This window comes from Streptosporangium sp. NPDC050855 (assembly GCF_044456585.1).
Taxonomy (GTDB): domain Bacteria; phylum Actinomycetota; class Actinomycetes; order Streptosporangiales; family Streptosporangiaceae; genus Streptosporangium; species Streptosporangium longisporum.
This window is the reverse complement of sequence record NZ_JBITFY010000004.1, coordinates 388,469-412,299: the sequence shown is the minus strand read 5'-3', so window position 1 is coordinate 412,299 and position 23,831 is coordinate 388,469. Positions and strand designations below refer to the sequence as shown.

Here is a 23,831-nt window from a genome sequence, read left to right as displayed (position 1 = left end):
CAGCTGTTGGGCGGGAAGGCCTCGAGGTTGTCGCCGCCGGGGACCGTCGCGACCTCGGCGAGCGAGGTGTAGGCGTCGGCGCCCTCCATCAGGATTTCAGTGGACATGGTGTTCTCCTTGTTGCTCTCAGGTGAATGTGGGGTCGTGGCGTGGCCGCACGTGTCGCGAGGCCGCCACGCGGTTTCGTCAGCAGCCGGACTGGATGGTGTAGGCGATGCTGCACAGCGGGCTGGTGAGCCAGCTGTTGGGCGGGAAGGCCTCGAGGTTGTCGCCGCCGGGGACCGTCGCGACCTCGGCGAGCGAGGTGTAGGCGTCGGCGCCCTCCATCAGGATCTCGGTGGACATGGTGTTCACCTCCTTTCCTGGATCTCGCGGGTTCCGGACCCGGGTTCGGGTCCGGTGGTCTCGAAGGGGAGCGGTGGCGAGGCGAGGTTGCGGTGCACCGCGCCGGGCATCGCCCCGGCGGCCCGCAGCGCCTCGGTCACCGCCTGCTCCCGGTCGCCGCCCTGCCCGGCGCAGGCCACCAGCCCGGCGGCGACGGCCTGGGAGCGGTGCTCGCCGAAGCTCAGCCCACGCATCCCCGGCCGGAGGTCGTGCGGCTCCCAGGCCCAGCCGACGCCGCGGCCGAGCGCGGCGACATAGAGGGACAGGTCCTCGCGCAGCCCGCCGGCGGCGGCCGCGGCCGCGGCGACGTCCGGGGCGGCGTGCCAGGAGCGCCGCCCCAGATAGACGACGACGCTGTCGCGGCGGGGGTAGTGGTCTCGGGCCGAGAGCACCTTGGCCCGGTAGGGCAGCCGCAGTTCCTCCAGCCGCGCCAGCATCGCCCCCCACAGCCCGGGGGCCGCGTCGGGCGTCCGGGCTCCGGCGTACACCCGCACGCAGGCGCCCTCCTGCATGCCGTGGCCCTGCGATCCGTTGACGAGCAGGAAGCCGGGCGACAGTGCCGGCAACACCGCCGGCAGGGTGACCCAGCGCGACAGCCCCCCGCCGGCCTCGCCGCCGGTGCCGGTGCCGGTGCCGGTGCCGGTGCCGGTGCCGGTCCCGGTCCGGGTCCGGCCGGGGGTCTCGCCGCCGGTCTCGGTGCGAGCCTCGGCGCCGATCCGGTCCTGCGGGATCAGCACGCGCACGCCGTTCAGCCGGACCACCGCCGGCGAGCCGGGCTCCACCGTGGCCAGGACGCGAGTGCTGTCGTGCGGGACCATCGCGCGAAGCTCCTGCTCGAAGCCGGGGTCGTGCGGTGGCCTGCGCGGCTGCTCCCTGTGCGGGTCGCGGCCGGTGTGGAAGGCCTCGTACAGCGCGTCGGCGAGCACCTTGCGCAGGGCCTTGGGACCGCCGGCGGTGATCTCCCGGCCGTCCACGGTGGCCGAGGTCAGGTCCGCGCCGACGCGTACCCGCTCCAGTGCCCGCATCAGTGCCCGCGTCATCGTTCGTCTCCAAGGCCCAGGATGGTGGGGAAGGCTGCGGGGTCGAGCAGGAGCCTGCGCCCGACGCCGGCCGCGGCGCGCTCCAGGGGTGACAGCCGCCCGCGCCGGTGGCCGGCCACGATGAGCCGGTCGATCAGATGCCAGCCGGCGAAACCCGCCGCCCTGGCCGCCAGCTCGCGATCCGAGCGCGCCGCGGGCCTGGCCTGCAGGTAGCCCGACCAGAAGGACTCGACGCAGGGCCGCAGGGCCTCGAAGCGGCGGGTGCCGTTGGCGACGACCTCGCGCTCGTTCGGGGTGTCGTCGCCGCCGGCCATGCCGAGCACGCCCCGGTAAAGCCATTCGCCGGCGAAGGCGCCCACGTCGCGCGCGGCGTCGGCCGCCCTGGCCTCCTCCCAGTCGGTCAGGTAGAGGGTGTCGTCGTGGTGCAGGAACTGGTCGAGCCGGATGTCGCAGTGCACCGGGACACGGGGGGCGCTGCGCTCCCACCGCGCCAGGTCGCCGATCGCCTCGACGATCGCGGGGTCGTTGTGCAGGATCGCCCACGCTTCCAGCTCGGCGCCGCTCGCGGCCGCGTAGACGCTCAGCGGGAGAGCCGACAGGCGGCCGAGCGGCGGGACCGGCGGCGGAGAGGTGTCCTGGGCCACCACCGGCGGCGCCTGGAGGGTGTGGAGCGTTCCGATCTGCAGACCGGCCGAGCGGGCCAGCTCCCAGGTGAAGTCATCGTCGGAGGCGAGGTCGGCTCCACTGCGGGCGTCCTGCAGCAGGGTGAAGGCCACCAGGCCGGATTCGGCGTCGCCGCCCAGGAATCGGGGCGCGTTGATCACCTGGTGTCCGTCGAGCAGCGCGCTCATCGCCCTGGTCCGCTCCACCCTGAGCCGGACCAGGTCCGCCTCGCCGAGGGTCTTCTTGACGAAGACCGGGACGCCGGCGTCGGTCACCCCCGCCCAGCTGTCGTTGCGGCCGAAGAACGCGGTGATCGCGTCCTGCCGCAGCGCTCCCAGGCCGAGCTCGGTGAGGAAGCGGGTGACCTCGGGCACCTGCTCCAGCGGTACCGGCTCCAGCGTCAGCCGCTCACGCACCGCCATCGCCGGCTCCCGGGACAAGGGCCGCGTGCGCGGCCGGTACGCGTTCGTCGTGCATGGTTGCGTCTCCCCGTCGTCGGAACGGACGTCCGCGATCCCCGGGCCGGACACGACGTCCGGACGTGACGTCGGACCGTGTCCGGCTGACCGCGGTTCAGAGCATGCAAGGCGCTACTTGCGCCGCACTTGGAAGCGACTGCAGGTGCGGGTGGCGAGGACGGCGCCCGCCGTCACAGCGAGCGTCGCCACCATTGTCTGCGCAGGTCACAGTGTTTCCAGGTGGTTCGCGGCAGGCGGGAGCGAGTGCCCTGCGCGCCCGAGGACACGCTGCAGCCGCTTCCAAGTGCGGCACAAGCGGTGCCGCGCATGCTGGCGCCCACCGACCGTCAGGCGTTGAAGGGAATGCCATGAGCAGCCTCAAAGGGCCCGGTACCGTCACCTGGGACGTCACCTATGCCTGCCCCCTGCGATGCACGCACTGCTACTCCGAATCGGGCAGGCGGCCCTCTCGCCAGCTGGGCCACGACGAGATGCTCCGGGTCGCCGACGCGATCGTCGCCCTGGGCCCGGAGTCGGTGGAGTTCGCCGGCGGCGAACCGTTGCTGGTGCGGGGGATCTTCGACGTCGCCGAGCGCATCAGGCAGGCCGGCATCGCCGTCAACCTCTACACCGGCGGCTGGACCTTCACCCCGCGGGCGGCCCGGGACGCCGTCCGGGTCTTCTCCCGGATCACCGTGAGCGTCGACGGGGCCAGCGCCGAGGTCCACGACGGGATCCGCGGGCGGGCCGGCTCGTTCGAGCGGGCGATGCGGGCGCTGGCCATCCTCGACGAGGTCGCCCCGCACCACGAGGTCAGGTTCGGCATCGACTGCGTGGTCACCCGCGGCAACTTCCACCAGATGGAGGAGTTCTGCACCGCCGTCGCCCCCCGCTTCGCGAACATGGCGTTCCTCATCTTCGGCGCCGTGCTGCCGTCCGGGCTGGCCAGCAGGCCCGGCTTCGAGGGCGAGCTGCTCACCGAACAGGAACTGAGCACGCTGGCGAGCCCTGAGCGCGTCACGCACCTGCAATCCCTGGCGCCGCCCTCGGTGCAGGTGATGACGACCGACAACTTCCTGCTGCAGATGAACCCCGACATGATCGCGCGCTACGGCTTCCCGATGATGCAGGTGGAGCCCGACGGGCAGGTCCGGGCGATGCCCATCTACGAAGGGACCGTGGGAAGCCTGCTGGCCGACGATCCCCTCACCCTGTGGCAGCGCTCGATCGAACGCTGGCGCGACCCCTTCGTGGTGGAGACCCTGTCCTCGATCCGCTCGATGCGCGACTGGGCCGAGGCGACCCGGCGCCTGGACCACCACTTCGGATCCGAGGAGGTCCGCCGCCGCATAGCCCTTCGCCCGGCCTACCTCGCTCCCGCCCCGGCATGAGCCGCGCGCACGGTTCCTGGCGGTCGCTGCTGGACCACCTGCGGCCCCACCGCGGCCTGCTGGCGCTCGGCGGGGCGCTCACCCTGGCCGGCTCGCTGGCCGGGCTGGCGATGCCGCTGCTGGCCAAGACGGCGGTCGAGGCGTTCGGCGCGCAGCGCTCACCGGCCGGGCCGCTGCTGGGCCTGACCGTGGTCGTGCTCGCGGCAGGCGCGCTCGCCGGCGCGCTGGGCAGGTACGTGCTGGAGCGGATGGGGGAGGGCATCGTCTACCGCGCCCGGCGCGACCTGGTGGACCGGATGCTGCGGCTGCCCGTCTGCGAGGTGGACCGGCTCAAGCCCGGCGACCTGCTGTCTCGCGTCACCTCCGACACCACCTTGCTGCGCGCGGTGTTCACCGACGGGATCGTCGAGTCGGTCACCGCGGTGTTCATGCTGGTGGGCGCGGTGGTGATGATGGCGCTCATGGACGGGCCGCTGCTGCTGGTCACCGTGGGCGTGCTCGTCCTGGTCGGCGGGCTGGTGGGCCTGGTCATGCCGCGGATCCGGCGGGCCTCGGTCCAGGCGCAGGAGTCGGTGGGGGAGATGGGCGCGGCGCTGGACCGGGTGCTGCAGGCCTTCCGTACGGTCAAGGCCGCCGGCGCCGAGCAGCAGGAGATCGACGCGGTGGCCGGCGCGGCCCGCCGGGCCCGCGACCGCGGTGTCGCCGTCGCCTGGTGGACCTCCGTCGCGGGCACCGCCTCCTGGGGCGCCGCCCAGCTCACCTTCGTGGCGGTGCTCGGCGTCGGCGGGGCCCGGGTCGCCTCCGGGGCCCTGCAGGTGTCGTCGCTGGTGGCCTTCCTGCTCTACCTGTTCTACCTGGTCGCGCCGATCGCCCAGCTGCTGCAGGGGGTCACCCGGGTGCAGGGCGGCCTGGCGGCGCTCAGCCGGATCCGGGAGATCGAGGACCTCCCGGCGGAGGAGACCTCGCCGCCGGGCCCGGTCGGCACGGACCGGTTGCAGGCGCCGGCCGGCGTGCGGTTCGAGAACGTGGCCTTCGGCTACGGCGGCGGCCGCCCGCCGGCGCACCACGAGGTGTCCTTCGCCGTCCCGGCAGGTGGCGTGACGGCGCTGGTCGGCCCCTCGGGGGCGGGCAAGTCCACGGTCTTCGCCCTGCTGGAGCGGTTCTACGAACGCCAGGGCGGCGAGATCAGCGTCGACGGGCGCGACATCCGGCAGTGGCGGCCGGCCGAGCTGCGCGCCGCCCTCGGCTACGTGGAGCAGGACGCGCCGGTGCTGGACGGCACGCTCCGGCAGAACCTGGTCCTGGCGGCGCCGCACGCCTCGGACGAGGCCATCGGGCGGGTGCTCCGGCTGACACGGCTGGAGGAGCTGGTCGCCCGCCTCCCCGCGGGGCTGGACAGCGAGGTGGGTCATCGCGGCGTCATGCTCTCCGGAGGCGAGCGCCAGCGGGTGGCCATCGCGCGGGCGCTGCTGCGCCGCCCCCGCCTGCTCCTGCTGGACGAGGCCACCTCCCAGCTCGACGCGGTCAACGAGCTGCTGTTGCGGGAGGTGATCGCCGAGGTGTCCTCGGAGACCACCGTGCTGGTGATCGCCCACCGGCTGTCCACGGTGACCGGTGCCGACCAGATCGTGGTGATGGAGGGCGGCCGGGTCAGGGCCACCGGTACCCACGCCGACCTGCTCGGCACCGACGACCTGTACCGCGAGCTCGCCGCCACCCAGTTCCTCGCCGCCCGGCCCGCCTAGGAGAGCTGTTCGGCGTCCGGACCTGGATAGGCCCGGTGACGGGCTGGCTGTGGCTGGTAGAACTCGGACGTGGCGCGTTTTGATGTGAAGGGTGCCGAGGGGCGTTGATCGAGCCGTATCTGTCGGTGGCGGTCATCGGGCCGCTTCCTCGGCGGGTGCGTGATCGGTTCGACGGGATCTTGTGGCGGTTTCGTACGGGATCTGGCCGGCGTGATGTGCCGGAGCGGTGTGGGTCTTGGTCCACGTTCTATTCCCGGTTCAGTGGCTGGGCCAAGGCCGGGGTGTTTCAGGGGTTGGTGGACGCGCTGCTCGTCGAGGCCGCTTTGCGTGGGCAGGTCGGGCTGGAGGTGGTCAGTGTGACTCCACGATCGTGCGGGCGCGTCAGGAGCCGGCCGGGTCGGCCGGCCTCGGACCCGCCCTGCCGCGGTGGTCGCGGTGGCCGCGGACGAGGCCTGCTCCTCCAAGGCCAACCGCTCCTACCCGCGCCGCCGCAAGATCACCGTGGTCATCCCGGAGAAGAGTGATCAGCGGGCCGATCGGAAGAAGAGAGGTTCAGCGGGCGGGCGGCCCGCCGGCTTCGATGCGCAGCGCTACCGGCGGCGCAACACCGTCGAACGCTGTTTCCAGAAGCTCAGGACCTGGCGCGGTCTGGCCACCCGCTACGGCAAAGCCCCGGAAAGCTACGAGGCCGGGCTCTACCTCCGAGGCTCGGTCATGTGGCCGAAGCTCCTCACCTCAACCACATGATCCGAACTCCGGACAACTCCTAGCGGAGCTCGCCCGCGCCCGCGTGGCGGGAGACCGAGCGGCGCACCGACTCGGCCGGGTCGATCCCGGTGTGCAGGACCGGCGTCCAGCCCGCGTCCGCGCCCAGGTCGGGGTCGTTGACCGCGTTGTGGACCGCGACGAGGTCGATCGGGACGACCCGGCCCCCGACGCGGAGCACGTCGCCGCGGGAGGTCATGGCGGTGCCGCCCCAGTTGCGGACGATCGAGGCCGGGTCCACCGCGCGGCCCAGGCGGAAGAAGTTGTTCTCGGAGAAGATCTGCGACTGCACGCCCACGCCCAGGGCGTAGGAGAAGGTCTCGGCGTCGGGGATCTCGTAGTAGTTGTTGTAGACGTGCACCTGGCCGAAGCGCACGCGCGGGAGCCGCTGGAGCACGTTCTCGAAGTGGTTGTGGTGGATGGTGACGTTCAGCTTGCCCGCGTCGTTCGCCGGGTTGTTGGTCGAGCCGATCAGCATCGTCTTGTCGTGGCCGGAGAACCGGTTCCAGGACGCGGTGACGAAGTTGGAGGCGTTGGTGATGTCGAGCTGGCCGTCGTGGACCTGGTACGGCCTGCCGAAGTGGCGCGGCTGGGCGGAGTCGGGGTTGTCGCCGTCGGTGAAGGTGTTGTGGTCGACCCACACGTGCGTGGAGCCGGTCACCGTGATGTTGTCGTAGAGGGAGTTCCAGTTGCCCTCGGCGCCGTCGGTCGGGTCCCACTGCGGGAAGCAGTCGGCGGTGTCCTCGAAGGTGATGTTGCGGATGATGACGCTGTCGGCCTTGTCGACGTGCAGGTTGAGGCCGCGGATGCGGGCGTCCCTGCCCAGGCCGACGACGGTGGTGCCGGAGCGGACCTTGAGCTTGATGTCGGAGGTCTGCCGGGCGGCCGAGGCGACGCGGGCGGCCTCCAGCGGGCCCGACGGCTTGGCCGTCCTGCCCCACACCGCCGGGTCGTACGCGGCGAGGTAGCCCTCCAGCGTGTAGCCGCCGGTGACGTAGTCGGCGCAGGTGCTCTCGGGGGCGATCGTCCCCTTCACGTAGACGATCGACGGTGAGGGGGCGGCGAGCGCGGTGGCCAGCTCGGTGCGGGTGGAGACGACGTGCACGTTCGAGGCGGGCGCGGCGGCGCCCCCGGTGGTGCCGGTGCCCTCGGAGGCCCAGCCGTCACCCGCAGGCAGGGTCTGGCGTCCCAGGTCCGGCCGTGGGCCCTGGAACGAGGCGGAGCCGGAGGACGGGGAGACGGCGGTGGCGGAGGCGGCCGGGGCGGCCAGGACCGCCAGGGAGAGCAGGGCGGTGAGCGCGACGGCTCGTTTCATGGTGGTTCCTTCACGGGTCAGGCGGAAGGAGGCTCCGTACGGTCCCCGAGAGCCTTCCGGGTGGTGGGAGGCGGGCGCGCCCCGGTCAGGAGAGACGCACCCACCTCCGGTCTGTGGGGGCTCAGCCGCCGTTGCGCTGTCTGTACGACGTCTGCGCCTCGGTCAGCTTGGCCGCGAACGCGTCCAGGAAGTCCTTGGCGGGCAGGGAGCCCTGAAGGACCTTCTGGAACTCGGGCTCCATGTCGGTCTTGGTGATCGCGTTGAACTCCGGCAGGTGGTAGGGCATCTGCACGACCTTCGTCGCCGGGTCGTTGAGGACCTTGAGCGCGGTGGAGACGTGCTGCAGCCCGGCGACCCAGGGCTCGTCGGCGACGTCGGTGTTGGCCGGGAGCACACCGGTCTTCTCCGACCAGTAACTGTTCATCTCCTTGGAGGCGACGAACTCGGCGAACCGGTACGCCGCGTCCTTGTTCCCGCCGGAGGCGAACACGCCGATGCCCGAGACCGGGTTGGACAGGATCGAGCGGGCGCCGGACGAGGACGCGGGCACGGCCATCGCGGCCACCTTGCCCGCGCCGAGCGTCTTGGCGTGGTCCTGGTACGAGCCCAGGTTGTGCTGCATGATCCCGATGTTGCCTCCGTCGAACTGGGCGACCATCTTCGTGTAGTCGTTGCCGATGTCGGCCTCGGGCGTGACCTTCTTGTACAGCCCGGCCAGCCGGGTGAGGGCCTCCACGTTCCTCGGGTCGTTGACGGTCGACCTGCCGGAGGCGTCGAAGATCTCGGTGATGCCGGACTGCCCGTACACGACCTCCAGCATCTGCGCGATCGAGCCGGCGCCGCCGCGGAGGGTGAAGCCGTAGCGGTTCCGCGCGGTGTCGGTGAGCCTCTCGGTGGCGGTGAAGAAGTCGTCCCAGGTCCTGGGCGGCCGGAGGCCGGCCTCCTTGAACCAGTCGGTCCGGTACCAGAAGACGCCCATGTTGGTGGACAGGGGGACCATGTAGGTCCTGCCGTCCGGCACGGTGTTCTTGACCGTGGACAGCACCTGCTCGTTCAGCCTGCCGTTCAGCGCGCCGCCCGAGAGCCGGTCGTCCAGCGGTTCCAGCGCCTTCTGCGCGACCAGGCCGGCGAGCATCGCGGTGGACATGCCTCCCACGTCGGGCAGGCCGCCGCCGGCGATGGCGGTGTCGTACTTCTGCTGGGCCTGGGCGATCGGGATGCCGACGTACCTGACCTGGATTCCGGGGTTGACCTTGTTGAACTCGGCGATGATGTGCCGCCACACGGGGGTGCGCGCGGGGCCGCCGTTGTCGTCCCAGAAGGTCAGCGTGGTCTTCCCGCCTTCGGAGGCCGACGGCTCGTCCGAACCGCAGGCGGCCAGGCCGGTGCCCATGGTCACGGTCACGACCAGGACCGCCAGGCGCTTCGCGCGTGAGATCATTGCCCTCCACCTCTCTCTTTCGTCTCCCCCGACGTGGTGTGACCGTACGGGTACGCGGCCCTCGGCGGGAGACCCCGCCGCGCCCGGCCCGTCACCACGCGACCTCCTCGGCGAGCGCCGCGGCCTCGCGCGGGCTCAGCCGCCCGTCCGCGACGACGGTGACCACCCGCCGCCGGAGGACGTTCTCGACCACCAGCGGGGTGTCCCAGGCGAGCGCCGCGCCCACCCCCGGGTACTCCTCCACCCGGACGAACCAGGGATCGTCCCGCTGCACGAACACCAGGGTCCACTTCCGCGCCGTCATGGCCAGCCAGGGCGCCGTCGAGCCGTGCACGGCCGGCTCGCCCTCGGCGTCCGCGGTGAAGACCCGGCGGTCTGCGGAGGACGCGGGGGCCCGCCAGAAGAACCCGCCGTACCCGGCGCCCGCGCGGCCCTTGGTGGCCGAGCTCCGGATCACCAGCGGCTCGCCGGTGAGGTTCGTCAGCGTGAACGACACCTCCAGCGCCCAGCAGCCGATGAGCTCCACCGCCCGCACGCTCCGCGCCTCGCGGGCCGTCTCGGTGCCGTCCGGGCCCTCCCAGGCCAGTGCCTGCCCGAACCCCGACGCGTCCGACCAGGTGAACTCCAGGTGCCGCTGCACGCCGTGGTCGCCGAGCCAGGACGGACCGGCGTCGCGGACGTAGGTGCGGCCTCCCCAGAAGTTGCCCCCGCCCAGGTCGGAGATGGCGACGCACACGCCCAGGTGGTGCGGGTGGTCGGCGGGCGCGACCTCGGTGACGGTCGTGCCGGCCAGCGTCCGCACCGGGTGCAGGTACGGCCGGGGGGAGGACGTCCGCGGCATGTCGGGCGCCACGACGTACTCGGCGACCTTGCGGCCGTGCGCCACCAGCACCGGCCGCGCCGGCTCAGGCCGGACCGCCCCCGGCCCCGGCGGGACCGCTCCCGTCCCCGGCCGCGCCGCTCCCTCGGAGACGCCCGGCGAGGGGCTCGCGGAAGGGCCCGGCGCGACGCCCGCCGGGTCGCCGGTCCCGGTCTCGGCTCCGGGGAAGGGCCTGCTCCAGGGCACCCGCAGCTCCGAGTAGAGCGCCAGCCGTTCCGCGCTCGCCGCCGTCACCTCGGCGATCCTGGGCAGCACCCGGCGCTCGGTGCCCACCTCCTGGAACACGTCCGGGATGGCCCGGGGCGGGGGCGCCAGCCGTACCGCCTCCAGGACGCGCATGAAACCCGCGGTCCTCTCCAGCGGCACCAGCAGCTCCGCGCCGTCGCGCAGGTGCGCGACGAGGTTCTCCAGCAGGTCGGTCCTGGGGTGCACGACCGAGGTCCCGTCGAACTCGATCCGGTCCTCGGTGTAGGTCAGCCTGATCCGTCCCCGCTCGCCGTGCACGATCAGGTACGGCTCGTGCCGCCGGTCCGCGCAGAGCGAGACCGCGACCGTCACCGTGGTCCGGTCGTCCATCCGCAGCCGCACGCACGAGGTGTCGTCCGCCTCGATCGCGTTGGCCCGGTAGAGCTCGACCTCGACGTCCCGCACCTCGGCCCCGGAGACGGCCAGCGCGGTCGCGGTCGCGTGCGCGAGCGGGTTGGTGAGGGCGCCGTCCACGACCGGTACGCCGTCCACCTCACGCCTGCCGGCCCAGGAGACCCGGCCGTAGTAGGAGTAGGGCCGTTCCCACGCGCCCGCCGCGCCGATCCCGGTGACCCGGCCGATCGCCCCCTCGGCGATCATCCTCCGCACCGCGGGGACGGCCTCCGATCCCAGGCTCTGGAAACCGACCTGGCAGGCGAGCCCGGTCCGGCGCGCCGTCCCCGCGATCCGCAGGTAGTCGGCGTACGTGGCGGCGGGCGGCTTCTCCAGCAGCAGGTGCGTGCCGGCGAGCAGCGCCTTCTCCGCCAGGTCCGCGTGGGTGTGGATGGGCGTGCACAGGATCGTCACCTCGGCTCCGGTACGCCCGATCAGGGCGGCCAGGTCGCCGGAGAACTCCGTCCCGTCCGGCAGGCCGTCGACCGGCCGGACGTCGCACACCCCGACCAGCTCCACCAGCCCGGCCTCGGCCAGCCTCCGCACGTTCGACAGGTGCCACCAGCCGTGTCCGTGCGCCCCGGCCAGTACCACGCGAACCGGTTCCATCACGCCGCCTCCCATCGCAGTCCGGGCCTCACGGGTTCCCCATCTCGGTGGCCGGGCCCGGGGCCGTCGCCGGGCCCGGGGACGGCTTCGCGGAGCTCGCGGAGGACGTCATCCCTTCACCGCCCCGGCCGACATGCCCTGCACCAGGTAGCGCTGGATCACCGCGAAGACCAGGACGACCGGCACCGCCGCGACGACGCCGCCCGCGGCCAGGGCGCCGAAGTCCACGCTGAACTCGCCCAGGGTGTACGCGAGGCCGACCGGCACCGTGAACTTCTCCTGCTCGCTGATGAACATCAGCGCGAACAGGAAGTTGTTCCAGCTGTGGATGAAGGCGAACGAGCCGACCGCGACCAGCGCCGGGCGCAGCAGCGGCAGCACGACCGCGAAGAAGCCGCGGAGCCGGCCGCATCCGTCCACCCAGGCGGCCTGCTCCAGCTCCACCGGGATGTTCCTGATGAAGCCGCCGAGCAGGATGAGCGAGAGCGGCAGCTGGAAGACCGTCTCGGCGATCACCAGGCTCCACAGCGAGTTGACCAGGCCGAGGGTACGGAAGATCTCGAAGAGCGGGATCAGCATCATCGCGCCGGGGATGAACTGGGTGCAGAGCATCCCGATCATGAACGGTGTCCGGCCGCGGAACTCGTACCTGGCCAGGGCGTAGCCGCCGGCCAGGGCGACCACGGTGGTCATCACCAGCGAGGCGACACCGACCATCAGGCTGTTCCTGAAGAAGAGCGCGAAGCTCAGGTCGTTCCAGACCGTCGCGAAGTTGTCGAACGTGATCGGCCAGGGCAGCAGCGAGGTCGACCCGCGGGGCCGGAACGCGAAGACCAGCATCCAGTAGAAGGGCACCAGCGTGAACAGCAGGTACAGCCCGAGGGGGACCCAGATCTCCCACCGGCGGGCCCGTCCCCGGTCCTGCCGTCCGGGCCGCGGCGCGGTCGCGGGCGGGGCCAGCCGCGGCCGTTCGGCCGTCTGGAGGGTCATGGCTTCGCTCCGAACCTGCTCAGCCGCAGGTAGGCGATCGAGAAGAAGGTCAGGATCAGGAAGGCGACGGTCGTCAGCGCCGAGCCGTATCCGAAGTCGTGGGACTGCACGGCCTTGGCGGCCACGTACAACGGCAGCGTGGTGGTGGCGTGCGCCGGGCCGCCGCCGGTCAGCGTGTAGAGCAGGTCGACGTTGTTGAACTCCCACACGCAGCGCAGCAGCGTGGACAGGATGATCGCGTCCTTGAGGTGGGGGAGCGTGATGTGCACGAAGCGCCGCAGCCGCGCGGCCCCGTCCACCGAGGCCGCCTCGTAGAGCTCTTTGGAGATCGTTTGCAGGTCGGCCAGCAGCAGGATCGCGAAGAACGGCACCCCGCGCCAGAGCTCGGCGAGCACCGCCGCCCAGAAGACCGTGTCGGGGTCGGCCAGCGGCGCGGCCCCGTACCGCATCAGCCCCAGGTCGGCGAGGTAGCGGGACAGCCCGGTCGTCGGGTTGTAGAGCAGGATCCAGATGCCGGTCGTCAGCACCCCGGAGACCGCCCAGGGGGAGAAGACCGCCGCGCGGGCCAGCCCGCGGCCGACGAAGGTCTCGTTCACGATCAACGCCAGGGCCAGGCCGAAGACCAGTTGCAGGGCGACCTCGACGCCGACCCATTTGAGGCTGAAGCCCAGACTCTGCCAGAACAGGGGGTCCTCGAACAGCAGCGTGCGGAAGTTCTCCAGTCCGGCGAAGCCGTTGTCCCAGGGCCTGGTGACGTTGTAGTGCTGGAGGCTGTAGTAGAGGACGCCGGCCATCGGGTAGACGAGAAAACCCAGCATGGCGATCACCGCGGGTGCGATCAGCACGTAGGGGGTCCTGGCGGCACGACCGGGACGGCGGCGCGCCCGGGGACTCGTGGGGGTGATTGCCATGACCGGCAACCTCCTTCCGAGTCGGCGTCAGGAACTGCAACCGGTTGCATGAAACATTGCGGACATCTCCCGGCAACGTCAAGGGCCCAATTTGGTAAACGCCCGCTTATCTGCCCATTTTTCGATATTTGCAACTTTCAGCGGTCCGGATAGGATGCCGGAACCTTCCGGGAATCGTCGGATTCGGTCGTTGACAGCGGTACAACCGCTTGCACTAATGTTCTCCAGGACCCGCAGGAGGGTCGCGACGGAGGAGTACGGTGGCAGCGACGATCAGGGACGTGGCGCGGGCGTCGGGAGTGCACGTCTCGACCGTGTCCCGCACGTTCTCGGCGCCGCACCTGGTCAACAGCGAGACCCGTAACCGCGTGCTGGCCGTCGCCGAGGACCTCGGCTACCGGCCCAACCGTGCCGCGCGCGCCCTGACCACCGGCAGGACCCACAACATCGGCCTCATCGTCGCCGACATCTCCAACCCCTTCTTCCCCCCGCTGATCAAGGCCGCCCAGGCGCACGCCAGGGCCCGCGACTACCACGTGTTCGTGGCCGACACCGACGAGGACCCGCTGGTCGAGGAGGAGCTGATCCACACCCTCGCCAAGCAGGTGGACGGGGTGCTGCTGTGCAGTCCCCGGCTCTCCAACCGGGTGATAGAACGCCTGCACGCCGACGTGCCGTTCGTGGTGGTCAACCGCCGGGTGAAGGGCATGCCGACGATACTGATGGACATCGGCCAGGGCGCCCGGCTCGCGATCGAGCACCTGGCCGGGCTCGGCCACCGCAGGATCGCGCTGCTGTCCGGCCCCTCCGGCTCGTGGACCAGCGGCGAGATGTGCGCCGCCGCGGCCGCCGCCGAGGGGGTCGAGGTGGTGATCATGGGCCCGAACGCGCCCACCGAGCGGGGCGGTCTCGCCGCCGCGGCCGAGGTGATCGGCTCGGGGGTCACGGGCGTGCTCGCCTACAACGACCTGGTCGCCATCGGGCTCATCGAGGGACTGTACGAGCGGGGCGTCCGCGTCCCCGGCGAGATCAGCGTGGTCGGTGTCGACGACATCGTGTCCGGCCGGCTGAACCGCCCCAAACTGACCACCGTGGCCATGCCCACGGCCGCCGCCGGGCGGATGGCCGTCGATCTGCTGCTGCACTCCTTCGGCGACGGAGCCACGCCCACCCTGGCGACCCTGGAGACCAGCCTGGTCGTCCGCGAATCCACCGGAGAGGCGCAGAAATGAACGTCGGAACCACCCCGTCGGGCGAGCCGGTCGAGCGGCACGTGCTGTCGAAGGGGCGGATGCGCGCCTCGATCCTCAGCTACGGGGCGATCCTGCAGACCCTGGAGGTCTCCGGGACGAACGTGGTCCTCGGCTACCCCGACCTCGCCGACTACTTCACGCGCAGCCGCTACTTCGGCGCCGTGGTCGGCCGGTACGGCAACCGCATCGCTGGCGGGCGCTTCACCCTCGACGGCCGGACCTACGAGCTGCCGGTCAACAACGGCCCCAACAGCCTGCACGGCGGGACGGACGGCTTCGACCGGCGCGTCTGGCAGGTCGTCGACGCCTCGGACACCGCGATGACCCTGCGCCACGTCAGCCCCGACGGCGAGCAGGGCTACCCAGGCACGCTCGACGCCTCGGTCACCTACACGCTGGACGAGGACGCGATCCGGCTGGACTACCGGGCGGTCACCGACGCACCGACCGTGCTGAACCTCACCAACCACTCCTACTTCAACCTCGCCGGTGGCGGTGACGTGCTGGGGCACGTGGTCCGGATGGACGCCGACCACTACCTGCCGGTGGACGACACGCTCATCCCGACCGGGGAGCTCGCCCCGGTCGCGGGCACCCCGTTCGACTTCACCGCGCCGCACCGGATCGGCGAGCGGATCGACGATCCGGCACTGGGCAACGGCTACGACCACTGCTACGTGCTGCGGAGCGGCGACGGCGGTGCCGGCGGCGCCGTCATCGAGGTGAGCGAGCCGACCGGCGGGCTGGTCATGACGGTCACCACCACCGAGCCCGGCGTGCAGTTCTACACCGGCAACATGCTGGACGGCGTCGCCACCGCCTACGACAGGTACGCGGGACTGTGCCTGGAGACCCAGCACTTCCCGGACTCGCCCAACCGGCCGGACTTCCCCTCGGTGGTGCTGCGCCCGGGGGAGGAGTACACCTCCTCCACCGTCTACCGGTTCTCCTGACTCTCCCGGGCGGACGGGCGTTCCGGCCGTCAGGTCCCTCCGGCACCGAGGGCCCTCCGGCGGGGGCACCGTCAGGCCTTGGCAGCCGCACTCTCGCCGCTGAGGGCCGCGACGGCGCCCATGCCCAGGTAGACGACGCCGCTGGTGACGTCGAGGCGGCGGCGGGCGCGGGCCGAACGGCGCAGGCGGCCGGCCATGGCCGAGGCGAGCAGGGCGTAGGCGCCGTCGCTGACCAGGCCGAGCAGGGTCCAGACCAGGCCGAGCAGCACGATCTGCGGGGCGATCGGCCCGGCGGCCGGATCGGTGAACTGCGGCAGGAAGGCCAGGAAGAAGATCGCGGTCTTCGGGTTGAGCACGTTGACCACGAAGCCCTCCCAGAACAGCCGGGACCTGCCGGCGACCGGGGCCTCGACGGTCTCGTCCGCGTCCGGCCGCGCGGTCAGCCTGCGCACGCCCAGCCAGATCAGGTAGGCCGCGCCCAGGTACTTGACGATCATGAATCCGGTCGCCGAGGTGGCGAGCAGGGCGCTGATGCCGAACGCGGCGGCGGCCACGTGGACCAGCGAGCCGAGGTGGATGCCCAGCACCGACACCAGACCGGCCGAGCGGCCCTGCGCGACGCTGCGGGTCACGATGTAGACGACCGCGGGCCCCGGGACGAGCAGCAGGGTGAGGGTGGCGGCGACGAAGAGCGCGAGGGCTGTCGGATCCGGCATACCCGGATCGTAGGGTCGTCCTCTCTCCCGGCGCCTCACATTTTCCGCCCGGTCCCGGTCCCGGTCCCGGCCCCGGCTCCGATCCGGTCCCGGCCCGGATCCCGCCCGGATCCCGCCCGGAAGGCCCGGGACGGGCGGGTCGCTAGGGGCGCGTCACCGAGGTCAGCGCGGTCAGCAGGGCCGTGGTGGCCGGGGGATCGGGGGGCTCGCCGTAGGTGGCCGCGTAGACGTGGCGGGTCGAGCCGGGCAGCTCGATCGCGGTGACGTCCGGGTTCCGGTGGGCCCGCAGGGCCAGACCGGGCAGGGCGGTCACCCCCACCCCGGCGGCGACCAGGGCCTGGACGGCGACGCCGTCGTCGGTCGTGAAGGCGATCTCCGGTTCGAAGCCCGCCCTGTCGCACAGCTCCAGCAGGTGCGTACGGCACCGGTCGCACCCCCCGATCCAGCGGGAGTCCCGGTAGGAGGCGAGACCGCCGTCGGCCCCGGGGACCGCGGCGCTCGCGGCCTCCGGGATGACCAGGTAGCTGGGGTCGTCCAGCAGGTGGAGCAGGCGGATCCCGTCGGCCTCGGGGGCGGTGCCGTCGTAGCGGAAGATCACGGCCACGTCCACGTAGCCCGCCCTGAGCATGCGCAGCGCGTCCGGGGGCTCGGTCTCGGTCAGCCGGAGCTCCAGGCCGGGGTGCTCCCCGGCGAGGGCGGTGGCGGCCCTCGGCACGAACGTCCCCAGCGCCGAGGGGAAGGCGGCCAGCCTGACCCGTCCGGCGCGCAGGCCCACGTGGGCCGAGAGCTCGGCGGACGCGGAGTCGAGCCGGCCGATGATCTCGACGGCGCGCTCGGCCAGCAGGCGGCCCGCCTCGGTCAGCCTGATGCCCCGCCCGGCCCGCTGGATCAGCTTGGCGCCGGTCTCGGCCTCCAGCTTGGCCAGGTGGTGGCTGACCGAGGGCTGCGAGTAGTGCAGTTCCCTGGCCGCTGCGGTCACCGACCCGTGCCGGGACACGGCCGCGAGAACACGGAGACGCACGATATCCAGCATGTATTAACTTTATCGATGAATCAGGGGATAAATGCGCATTAGACGTTATGGGTCGTCCGGAGCATCCTGGATCCATGACGACGTTGACGCTCACCCGCCCGGGCCTGGCCGAGTTGGTCGAGGGAGTCCGGGAGCTCACCGCCTCCTCCGCCGGACCCCGGGCCACCGCCTTCGCCGTGGCCGGTCTGCTGCGTGAACGACTCCCGTCCCCGGAGATCCTCACCGAGACCGAGCGCCTCGGCGACCCCGACCACTACGCCGCGCACACCCTGCACACCGAGGAGACCTTCTCGGTCGTGGCCGTGGTCTGGCGGCCCGGCCAGAAGACGGTGATCCACGACCACATCGCCTGGTGCGTGTTCGGGGTCCTGCAGGGGGTCGAGTACGAGACCCTCTACCGCGACCACGGTGACCACCTGACCGAGATCGGCCGCACGGCCAACCTGACCGGGGAGGTCAGCGGCTTCGCCCCTCCCGGGGACATCCACCGGGTGCACAACACGGGCGACGAGACCGCGATCTCGCTGCACATCTACGGCGCCGACCTGAGCGCCGCCCCCACCAGCGTCCGCCGGACCTACGACCTGCCCGTCCGCTGAGAGACCTGTCCCTCCGCCGGGGGGCCACCCAGTCCCCGCGTGGGGCCGCCCGTCCTCTCTGAGGAGCCGTCGAGAGGCCCCCCGCGAAGGGCCGTCCACCGAAGGGTGGTTCCACCGGGGGCGCGCTCGAAGCGACGCCCCCGGCGGACGGGGCCGGACGGCCGTCAGGCGGTCGCGGAGCCGTACTCGTGCAGGAAGAGCGCCTCGGCGGTGGCGGTGCGGCGGAACTCCTCGATGTCGACCCGCTCGTTCGGGGCGTGGATCGCCGCGTCGTCGTCCTCGGCGCCGAAGAGCAGGACCGTGGCGGCCGGGAACTGCCGGACGAGGGTGGAGACGAGCGGGATCGAGCCGCCGGCGCCGATGTCGCGCGGGGGACGGCCGAAGGCACGTTCCATCGCCCGGTTCAGCGCGGAGCGGGCGGCGCCACCGGTGTCGGCGAGGTAGCCCGAGCCCATGTTGTACTCGCCGACCTCGACCTGGACGCCCCAGGGGGCGACCTGCCGCAGGAAGTCGACCACGGCCTCGACGGTCGTCTTGGGGTCGCCCGCGGGGGGCACCCGCACGGTCACCCTGGCCCTGGCGACGGCCTGGACCGCGTTGATGGCGCCGGAGACCGACGGCACGTCCAGGCCAGTGACCGTGATGGCGTACGAGGCCCACAGCCGGTCGGCCAGCGATCCCGAGCCGACCAGGGAGACGCCGTCCAGCACGCCCGCGGTGGCCCGGAACTCCTCCTCCGACGGGCCGGCGCCGAGGAAGCTGCCGCGCGGCAGGCCCGGCACCCGGATGTCGCCGTGGTCGTCGTGCAGGGCGGCCAGCATCCGGATCAGCGCGGCCAGGGCGTCCGGGGCGGCGCCGCCGAACGAGCCGCTGTGCAGCGACTCCCGCAGGGTGTGCACCTCGATCGTGAAGGCGCCCATGCCGCGCAGCGAGGTCGTCACCGACGGGTCGCCCACCCTGGGGTTGCCGGTGTCGGCGACCACGATCGCGTCGGCGCGGAACAGCTCGGGGTTCTGCTCGACGAAGGACTCCAGCCGCTCGCCCGCGTACTCCTCCTGGCCCTCGACGACGACCCTGACGCCGACCGGGAAGCGGCCCTGGAAGGCGCGGAGCGCCGCGACGTGCGAGAGGACCCCGGACTTGTCGTCGGCCGCGCCGCGGCCGTAGATCGCGCCGTCGATCTCGGTCGGCTCGAAGGGCGAGGTGCGCCACAGAGCGGGGTCGCCGGCGGGCTGCACGTCGTAGTGCGCGTACAGCAGCACGGTCGGCGCGCCGGGCGGGGCCGGGGCCTCGGCGTAGACGGCCGGGAAGCTGCCCTCGACGGGGATCTGCCGGACGTGCGGCAGGCCGGTGCTGCGCAGCAGCTCCTCGGTCAGCGCGGCGGCCGCGTGGACCGGCTCCTCCGGGTGACCGGGGAAGGCGACCGAAGGGATGGCGACGAGCCGCTTGAGGTCCGCGATCGCCTGAGGCATGCCGGCGGTGACGGCGTTCTCGATCTCGTCAGGAGTCACGACGTTCCCTCGAATCTCTATATCTGGTGCGTCCCATTGCACCACAACGGCCGGGACGGCCGTGTCCGCGCACGATTCCAGCACACCTTGGTTCCGCACGGTGGAACCGGGGTCGGACGGATCCGGCGTGCCCCGCCGCACCATCGCGGATTTCGTCGTTGTTACATGACGGTTTTGCGGATTCCGGGGTTCTTGCACTCCAATGCCACGCTTTCACTTGGCAAGAACCTTTCTGGAGTGCAGACTGTGGGGAGCCCGGCTCAACGAGGAAAGATCGCCATGACGCACCCTGAGAACACCGACGTGGCCTCGCTCATGAAGGCCGCACAGGACAACCTGTGGATGCACTTCACCCGGCACGGCGCGTACGAGGGCGCCGAGGTGCCGATGATCGTCCGGGGTGAGGGCTCCTCCATCTACGACGTGCGCGGCAAGCGCTACCTCGACGGGCTCGCCGGCCTCTTCGTGGTCCAGGCCGGGCACGGCCGCAGCGAGCTGGCCGAGGCCGCCGCCAAGCAGGCCCAGGAGCTGGCGTTCTTCCCGCTGTGGTCCTACGCCCACCCCAAGGCCGTCGAGCTGGCGCAGCGCCTGGCCGCGGAGACCCCCGGCGACCTCAACCGGGTCTTCTTCACCACCGGCGGCGGCGAGGCCGTCGAGAGTGCCTGGAAGCTCGCCAAGCAGTACTTCAAGCTGACCGGCAGGCCGCTCAAGCACAAGGTCATCAGCCGCCAGGTGGCCTACCACGGCACCCCGCAGGGCGCCCTGTCGATCACCGGCATCCCGGCCTTCAAGCAGATGTTCGAGCCGCTGGTCCCGGGGTCGGTCCGGGTGCCCAACACCAACCACTACCGGGCCGACGAGATCACCGGCGTGCCCGGCATGACGCCCGAGCAGTACGGCTTCTGGGCCGCCGAGCGCGTCGCCCGCGCCATCGAGATGGAGGGCCCCGACACCGTGGCCGCCGTCTTCGTCGAGCCGGTGCAGAACGCCGGCGGCTGCTTCCCGCCGCCGCCCGGCTACTTCAAGCGGCTGAGGGAGATCTGCGACGAGTACGACGTGCTGCTCGTCTCGGACGAGGTCATCTGCGCCTTCGGCCGGCTCGGCACCATGTTCGGCGGGCAGAAGTTCGACTACGTCCCCGACATCATCACCTGCGCCAAGGGCATGACCAGCGGCTACTCGCCGATCGGCGCCATGATCGTCTCGGACCGGCTGTTCGAGCCGTTCAAGAGCGGCAGCGAGATGTTCGCCCACGGCTACACCTTCGGCGGGCACCCGGTCTCCTCGGCCGTCGCGCTGGCCAACCTCGACCTGTTCGAGCGCGAGGACCTGCTCGGCCACGTCACCCGCAACGAGCCGGTCTTCCGTTCCACCCTGGAGCGCCTGCTCGACCTGCCGATCGTCGGCGACGTGCGCGGCTCGGGTTACTTCTGGGGCGTGGAGCTGGTCAAGGACAAGGCCACCAGGGAGACCTTCACCGCCGAGGAGTCCGAGCGCCTCATCCGGGGCTTCCTGTCCGGCGCCCTCTACGAGGCGGGGCTGTACTGCCGCGCCGACGACCGCGGCGACCCGGTCGTCCAGCTCGCGCCGCCGCTCATCTGCGGCCCGGCGGAGTTCGACGAGATCGAGTCCATCCTCCGCTCGGTGCTGACGGAGGCGTGGAGCCGTCTGTGAACGCGGGGCCGGTGCCCCCGGCCGGGGCCGGCGGGTCACCGCCCGACGCCCCGGGAGTCCCACCGTACCGATGACAGGAAAGGGAAGATCAATGAAGATCGGCGTCCCCAGCGAGGTCAAGAACCACGAATACCGCGTCGCGGCCACCCCGGCAGGGGTGCACGAGCTCGTCCGCCACGGTCACGAGGTCTACGTCCAGCGTGACGCGGGCCTCGGCTCGCACCTGTCCGACGAGGAGTACCTCGGCGCCGGGGCCAAGATCCTCGACTCCGCCGACGAGGTGTGGGGTCAGGCCGAGATGATCCTCAAGGTGAAGGAGCCCATCGCGGAGGAGTACCACCGCATGCGCCCCGGCCAGGTGCTCTTCACCTACCTGCACCTCGCCGCCGGTCGCGAGTGCACCGCCGCCCTGCTGGAGCGGCAGGTCACCGCCATCGCGTACGAGACCGTCCAGGTCGGCAACACCCTGCCGCTGCTCGCGCCGATGTCGGAGGTCGCGGGCCGGCTGGCCCCGCAGGTCGGCGCGTACAACCTGATGCGCTTCAACGGCGGGCGCGGGGTGCTGCCCGGCGGCGTGCCCGGGGTGGCCCCCGCCAAGGTGGTCGTCATCGGGGCCGGCGTGTCCGGGCTCAACGCCGCCCAGATCGCGGTGGGCATGGGCGCGGACGTCACCGTCCTGGACCTCAACGTGGACCGCCTGCGCTTCATCGACGCGATCTACCAGGGCCGGATGAAGACCCTCGTCTCGACCTCGTACGCGATCGAGAGGGAGGTCCTGGAGGCCGACCTGGTCATCGGCGCGGTGCTGATCCCCGGCGCCAAGGCCCCGACGCTGGTCTCCAACGAGCTGGTCTCCCGGATGAAGAAGGGCTCGGTGCTCGTCGACATCGCGATCGACCAGGGCGGCTGCTTCGAGGACTCCCGGCCGACCACGCACGCCGAGCCGACCTACCGGGTGCACGACTCGATCTTCTACTGCGTGGCCAACATGCCCGGATCGGTGGCCCACACCTCCACCTACGCGCTGACCAACGCCACGCTGCCCTACGCGGTCAAGCTGGCCGACCTCGGCTGGAGGTCCGCGCTCCAGCGGGACGCCTCCCTCGCCCCGGGCCTCAACACCCACGCCGGGCGGCTCACCAACGAGCAGGTCGGCCTCTCCCTCGGCCTGCCGCACGTGCCGGTCTCCGAGGCCCTCGCCGCCTGACGTCCCCGCCGGGCCGTACGACCCGCTGCCGTACGGCGCAGGTCGTCCCGTGCCCGCCCGCGTGACCTGCTCCCACCCGCGTGATCGGCCCCACGGCACGGTCACGCGGGCAGGGCCGTGCGCAGCGCGCGGGCGGTGACCAGGACGTGCTCGATCTCCACCGGGGTCGGCCAGGGCGCCCCGCCGGGACGCAGCAGCGTGGCCCGTACGGACGCCAGGTGCTCGACGGCGCCCCGTGGCAGCCCGCTCCGCTCGGTCAGCCAGGTCGTGACGTCGGTGTGGTCGCGCAGCGGCCGGGTGACGAGGTCCCAGGTGCCGAGCACCTCGGTCAGGTCGGAGACCCTCAGCGGGGTGCCGCCCCGGCGGGCGACGGCGGCCGCGGCCAGCTCGGCCCGGGCGACCAGCTCGGGCTCGGTGGCCCGGTCCCACAGCGGGGACGGCGGATCGCGCAGCCAGCGCTCGGCCTCGCGGGCGAAACCCGCGGCCGACAGCAGCGCGGCCAGCTCCACCGCGGCCCGGTGGTGACCGGCCTGTGCCGCCTGGCGGAACCAGTGCTGCCCGCCCTGGAGATCGCTGTGCTCGGCGATGAGGAGCAGACCGAAATTGAAGGCCGCCTCGGGATCGCCACCCGCCGCGGCCCGGCTGAACCAGTGGCTGGCCCCCTGCGCGTCGCTCATCTCCACGCACACGAACCCGGCCGTCCGCTGGTCGTCGATCCGGCCGGTGCAGGCCGCGCGCTCGAACCAGGCGCGGGCGGTGCGCAGGTCCCCCAGGGAGAGCGCGATCCCGCCGAGCTGGGACGCGGCGCCGGGATGCTCGTTCCTGGCGGCCAGCCGGAAGAACGCCTCCGCCCCCTCCGGATCCCGGTTGGCCTGCAGGAACAGCCCCAGATGGTAGGCCGCGTCGGCGTGGCCGCCTCGGGCGGCCAGCTCCCACCAGCGCAGCGTCTCGTCCTCCTCCCCGGACGCGTAGGCGAGGAACCCCAGGTCGTGGGCGGAGGCGAGGTCTCCGTCCATCGCCGCCCTGCGGTGCCACTCCCCGGCGGCCTCGGCCTCCCCGCAGTCCTCGCAGAGCAGCGCGAGCCGCCGGGCGGCCCCCCGCGAGCCCGCCCTGGCCGCGGTCTCGAACCAGCGGCGGGCGGCCGGGACGTCACCGTGCTGGTCGAGCAGGAGCGTGGCCAGGTTCACCGCGGCCTCGACGTCACCGGCCTTCGCCGCCAGCTCGTACCACCTGGCGGCGTCCCCGGGGCTGCCGTGCTTCTCGTGCCAGACGCCCAGGTTGTAGGCGCTGTCGAGGTTGCCCGCGGCGGCGGCGCGCTCCCACCAGTGCCGGGCCGCCGACCGGTCGCCCCGCTGCGCGAAGTGACGGCCGAGCAGGTGGGCGGCCTGCACGTCACCGCCGTGCGCGGCCAGCAGCAGCCCGGTCTCGCCGTCGGCGTCGTTCTCGTGCGCGGGCATGCGGGGAGTGGGCACCAGCCCCGCGGTCGTCTCCGGGTCGTCGGGCCCCCATTCCATGTCACCCTCCTCGCTGACGGCACGCGGCCGACAGATCACAGGGTGACACGTAACCGATCGGTGACGGAAGGTAATCATGCACATCGGGCCCGCGCCGTTCCCGATTCCGGACCCGCGGCCGTCCGTCCGCTCCCGGAGGA

General features: G+C 72.2%; 21 protein-coding genes. 9 read left to right on the top strand and 12 right to left on the bottom strand.

Annotated elements, in window-relative coordinates; all coding sequences use genetic code 11:
• Positions 1-186: 186 nt before the first annotated feature.
• From ACIBCT_RS12570 to lxmK, 3 genes are read right to left on the bottom strand one after another with little or no spacing between them, the layout of a single operon-like run.
• Positions 187-345 (bottom strand): hypothetical protein, encoded by a 159-nt coding sequence (locus ACIBCT_RS12570; protein ID WP_344941908.1) that lies wholly within the window; start codon positions 343-345, stop codon positions 187-189.
• 5 nt (positions 346-350) lie between these two features.
• The gene (locus ACIBCT_RS12565) at positions 351-1,424 is read right to left on the bottom strand and encodes a T3SS effector HopA1 family protein (RefSeq protein WP_399187755.1); all 1,074 of its coding nucleotides are present in this window, start codon (positions 1,422-1,424) and stop codon (positions 351-353) included.
• The gene (gene lxmK, locus ACIBCT_RS12560) at positions 1,421-2,509 is read right to left on the bottom strand and encodes a class V lanthionine synthetase subunit LxmK (RefSeq protein WP_399187753.1); all 1,089 of its coding nucleotides are present in this window, start codon (positions 2,507-2,509) and stop codon (positions 1,421-1,423) included. The genes ACIBCT_RS12565 and lxmK overlap by 4 nt, the downstream gene beginning before the upstream one ends.
• 404 nt (positions 2,510-2,913) lie before the next feature.
• Between lxmK and ACIBCT_RS12555 the strand changes: the two genes are divergently transcribed.
• From ACIBCT_RS12555 to ACIBCT_RS12540, 4 genes are all read left to right on the top strand, one after another.
• A complete protein-coding gene (locus ACIBCT_RS12555; protein ID WP_399187751.1) occupies positions 2,914-3,936 on the top strand; it encodes a radical SAM protein in 1,023 nt (340 codons plus the stop codon).
• Positions 3,933-5,681, top strand: coding sequence for an ABC transporter ATP-binding protein (locus ACIBCT_RS12550; protein WP_399187749.1), 1,749 nt, complete (start codon positions 3,933-3,935; stop codon positions 5,679-5,681). The genes ACIBCT_RS12555 and ACIBCT_RS12550 overlap by 4 nt, the downstream gene beginning before the upstream one ends.
• 104 nt (positions 5,682-5,785) lie before the next feature.
• Complete coding sequence (locus ACIBCT_RS12545) at positions 5,786-6,205, top strand: transposase (RefSeq protein ID WP_399187747.1); 420 nt, start codon at positions 5,786-5,788, stop codon at positions 6,203-6,205.
• On the top strand, positions 6,108-6,428 hold the full coding sequence (locus tag ACIBCT_RS12540; protein ID WP_399187770.1) for a hypothetical protein: 321 nt from the start codon (positions 6,108-6,110) through the stop codon (positions 6,426-6,428). Before ACIBCT_RS12545 ends, ACIBCT_RS12540 begins: the two co-directional genes overlap by 98 nt.
• Before the next feature lie 19 nt (positions 6,429-6,447).
• Here the strand turns inward: ACIBCT_RS12540 and ACIBCT_RS12535 are convergent, their stop codons facing one another.
• The 5 genes from ACIBCT_RS12535 to ACIBCT_RS12515 form a co-directional block, all read right to left on the bottom strand.
• Complete coding sequence (locus ACIBCT_RS12535; RefSeq protein WP_399187745.1) at positions 6,448-7,761, bottom strand: polysaccharide lyase family 1 protein; 1,314 nt, start codon at positions 7,759-7,761, stop codon at positions 6,448-6,450.
• A gap of 121 nt (positions 7,762-7,882) precedes the next feature.
• Positions 7,883-9,202: an ABC transporter substrate-binding protein gene (locus ACIBCT_RS12530; RefSeq protein ID WP_399187743.1), complete on the bottom strand. Its 1,320-nt coding sequence runs from the start codon at positions 9,200-9,202 to the stop codon at positions 7,883-7,885.
• Positions 9,203-9,293: 91 nt separating this feature from the next.
• Positions 9,294-11,330, bottom strand: a complete 2,037-nt coding sequence (locus tag ACIBCT_RS12525; protein WP_399187741.1) for a DUF6807 family protein — start codon at positions 11,328-11,330, stop codon at positions 9,294-9,296.
• Between the two features lie 108 nt (positions 11,331-11,438).
• Positions 11,439-12,320, bottom strand: coding sequence for a carbohydrate ABC transporter permease (locus tag ACIBCT_RS12520; protein WP_399187739.1), 882 nt, complete (start codon positions 12,318-12,320; stop codon positions 11,439-11,441).
• Positions 12,317-13,231 carry a carbohydrate ABC transporter permease gene (locus ACIBCT_RS12515; RefSeq protein ID WP_399187737.1) on the bottom strand — a complete coding sequence of 305 codons (915 nt, stop codon included), beginning with the start codon at positions 13,229-13,231 and terminating at the stop codon, positions 12,317-12,319. Before ACIBCT_RS12515 ends, ACIBCT_RS12520 begins: the two co-directional genes overlap by 4 nt.
• A gap of 260 nt (positions 13,232-13,491) precedes the next feature.
• Here ACIBCT_RS12515 and ACIBCT_RS12510 point away from each other — a divergent pair, with 260 nt between their 5' ends.
• Together ACIBCT_RS12510 and ACIBCT_RS12505 are read left to right on the top strand one after the other, a co-directional pair.
• Positions 13,492-14,463 carry a LacI family DNA-binding transcriptional regulator gene (locus tag ACIBCT_RS12510; RefSeq protein WP_399187735.1) on the top strand — a complete coding sequence of 324 codons (972 nt, stop codon included), beginning with the start codon at positions 13,492-13,494 and terminating at the stop codon, positions 14,461-14,463.
• On the top strand, positions 14,460-15,437 hold the full coding sequence (locus ACIBCT_RS12505) for an aldose epimerase family protein (protein ID WP_399187733.1): 978 nt from the start codon (positions 14,460-14,462) through the stop codon (positions 15,435-15,437). Before ACIBCT_RS12510 ends, ACIBCT_RS12505 begins: the two co-directional genes overlap by 4 nt.
• A 71-nt stretch (positions 15,438-15,508) precedes the next feature.
• Here ACIBCT_RS12505 and ACIBCT_RS12500 read toward each other — a convergent pair whose 3' ends face one another.
• Positions 15,509-16,153 (bottom strand): LysE family translocator, encoded by a 645-nt coding sequence (locus tag ACIBCT_RS12500; protein ID WP_399187732.1) that lies wholly within the window; start codon positions 16,151-16,153, stop codon positions 15,509-15,511.
• Positions 16,154-16,295: 142 nt separating this feature from the next.
• Positions 16,296-17,186, bottom strand: coding sequence for a LysR family transcriptional regulator (locus tag ACIBCT_RS12495; protein ID WP_399187730.1), 891 nt, complete (start codon positions 17,184-17,186; stop codon positions 16,296-16,298).
• A gap of 74 nt (positions 17,187-17,260) precedes the next feature.
• Here ACIBCT_RS12495 and ACIBCT_RS12490 point away from each other — a divergent pair, with 74 nt between their 5' ends.
• Positions 17,261-17,785, top strand: a complete 525-nt coding sequence (locus ACIBCT_RS12490) for a cysteine dioxygenase (protein ID WP_399187728.1) — start codon at positions 17,261-17,263, stop codon at positions 17,783-17,785.
• A 164-nt stretch (positions 17,786-17,949) separates the two neighbouring features.
• On the opposite strand, the gene ACIBCT_RS12485 is transcribed toward ACIBCT_RS12490, so the two are convergent.
• On the bottom strand, positions 17,950-19,296 hold the full coding sequence (locus tag ACIBCT_RS12485) for a M20/M25/M40 family metallo-hydrolase (RefSeq protein ID WP_399187726.1): 1,347 nt from the start codon (positions 19,294-19,296) through the stop codon (positions 17,950-17,952).
• A gap of 279 nt (positions 19,297-19,575) precedes the next feature.
• Here ACIBCT_RS12485 and ACIBCT_RS12480 point away from each other — a divergent pair, with 279 nt between their 5' ends.
• Both ACIBCT_RS12480 and ald read left to right on the top strand, forming a co-directional pair.
• Positions 19,576-20,970 carry an aspartate aminotransferase family protein gene (locus ACIBCT_RS12480; protein WP_399187724.1) on the top strand — a complete coding sequence of 465 codons (1,395 nt, stop codon included), beginning with the start codon at positions 19,576-19,578 and terminating at the stop codon, positions 20,968-20,970.
• Between the two features lie 91 nt (positions 20,971-21,061).
• A complete protein-coding gene (gene ald, locus ACIBCT_RS12475; RefSeq protein WP_399187723.1) occupies positions 21,062-22,177 on the top strand; it encodes an alanine dehydrogenase in 1,116 nt (371 codons plus the stop codon).
• A gap of 101 nt (positions 22,178-22,278) precedes the next feature.
• Here ald and ACIBCT_RS12470 read toward each other — a convergent pair whose 3' ends face one another.
• Positions 22,279-23,691 carry a tetratricopeptide repeat protein gene (locus ACIBCT_RS12470; RefSeq protein ID WP_399187721.1) on the bottom strand — a complete coding sequence of 471 codons (1,413 nt, stop codon included), beginning with the start codon at positions 23,689-23,691 and terminating at the stop codon, positions 22,279-22,281.
• Positions 23,692-23,831: the final 140 nt, after the last annotated feature.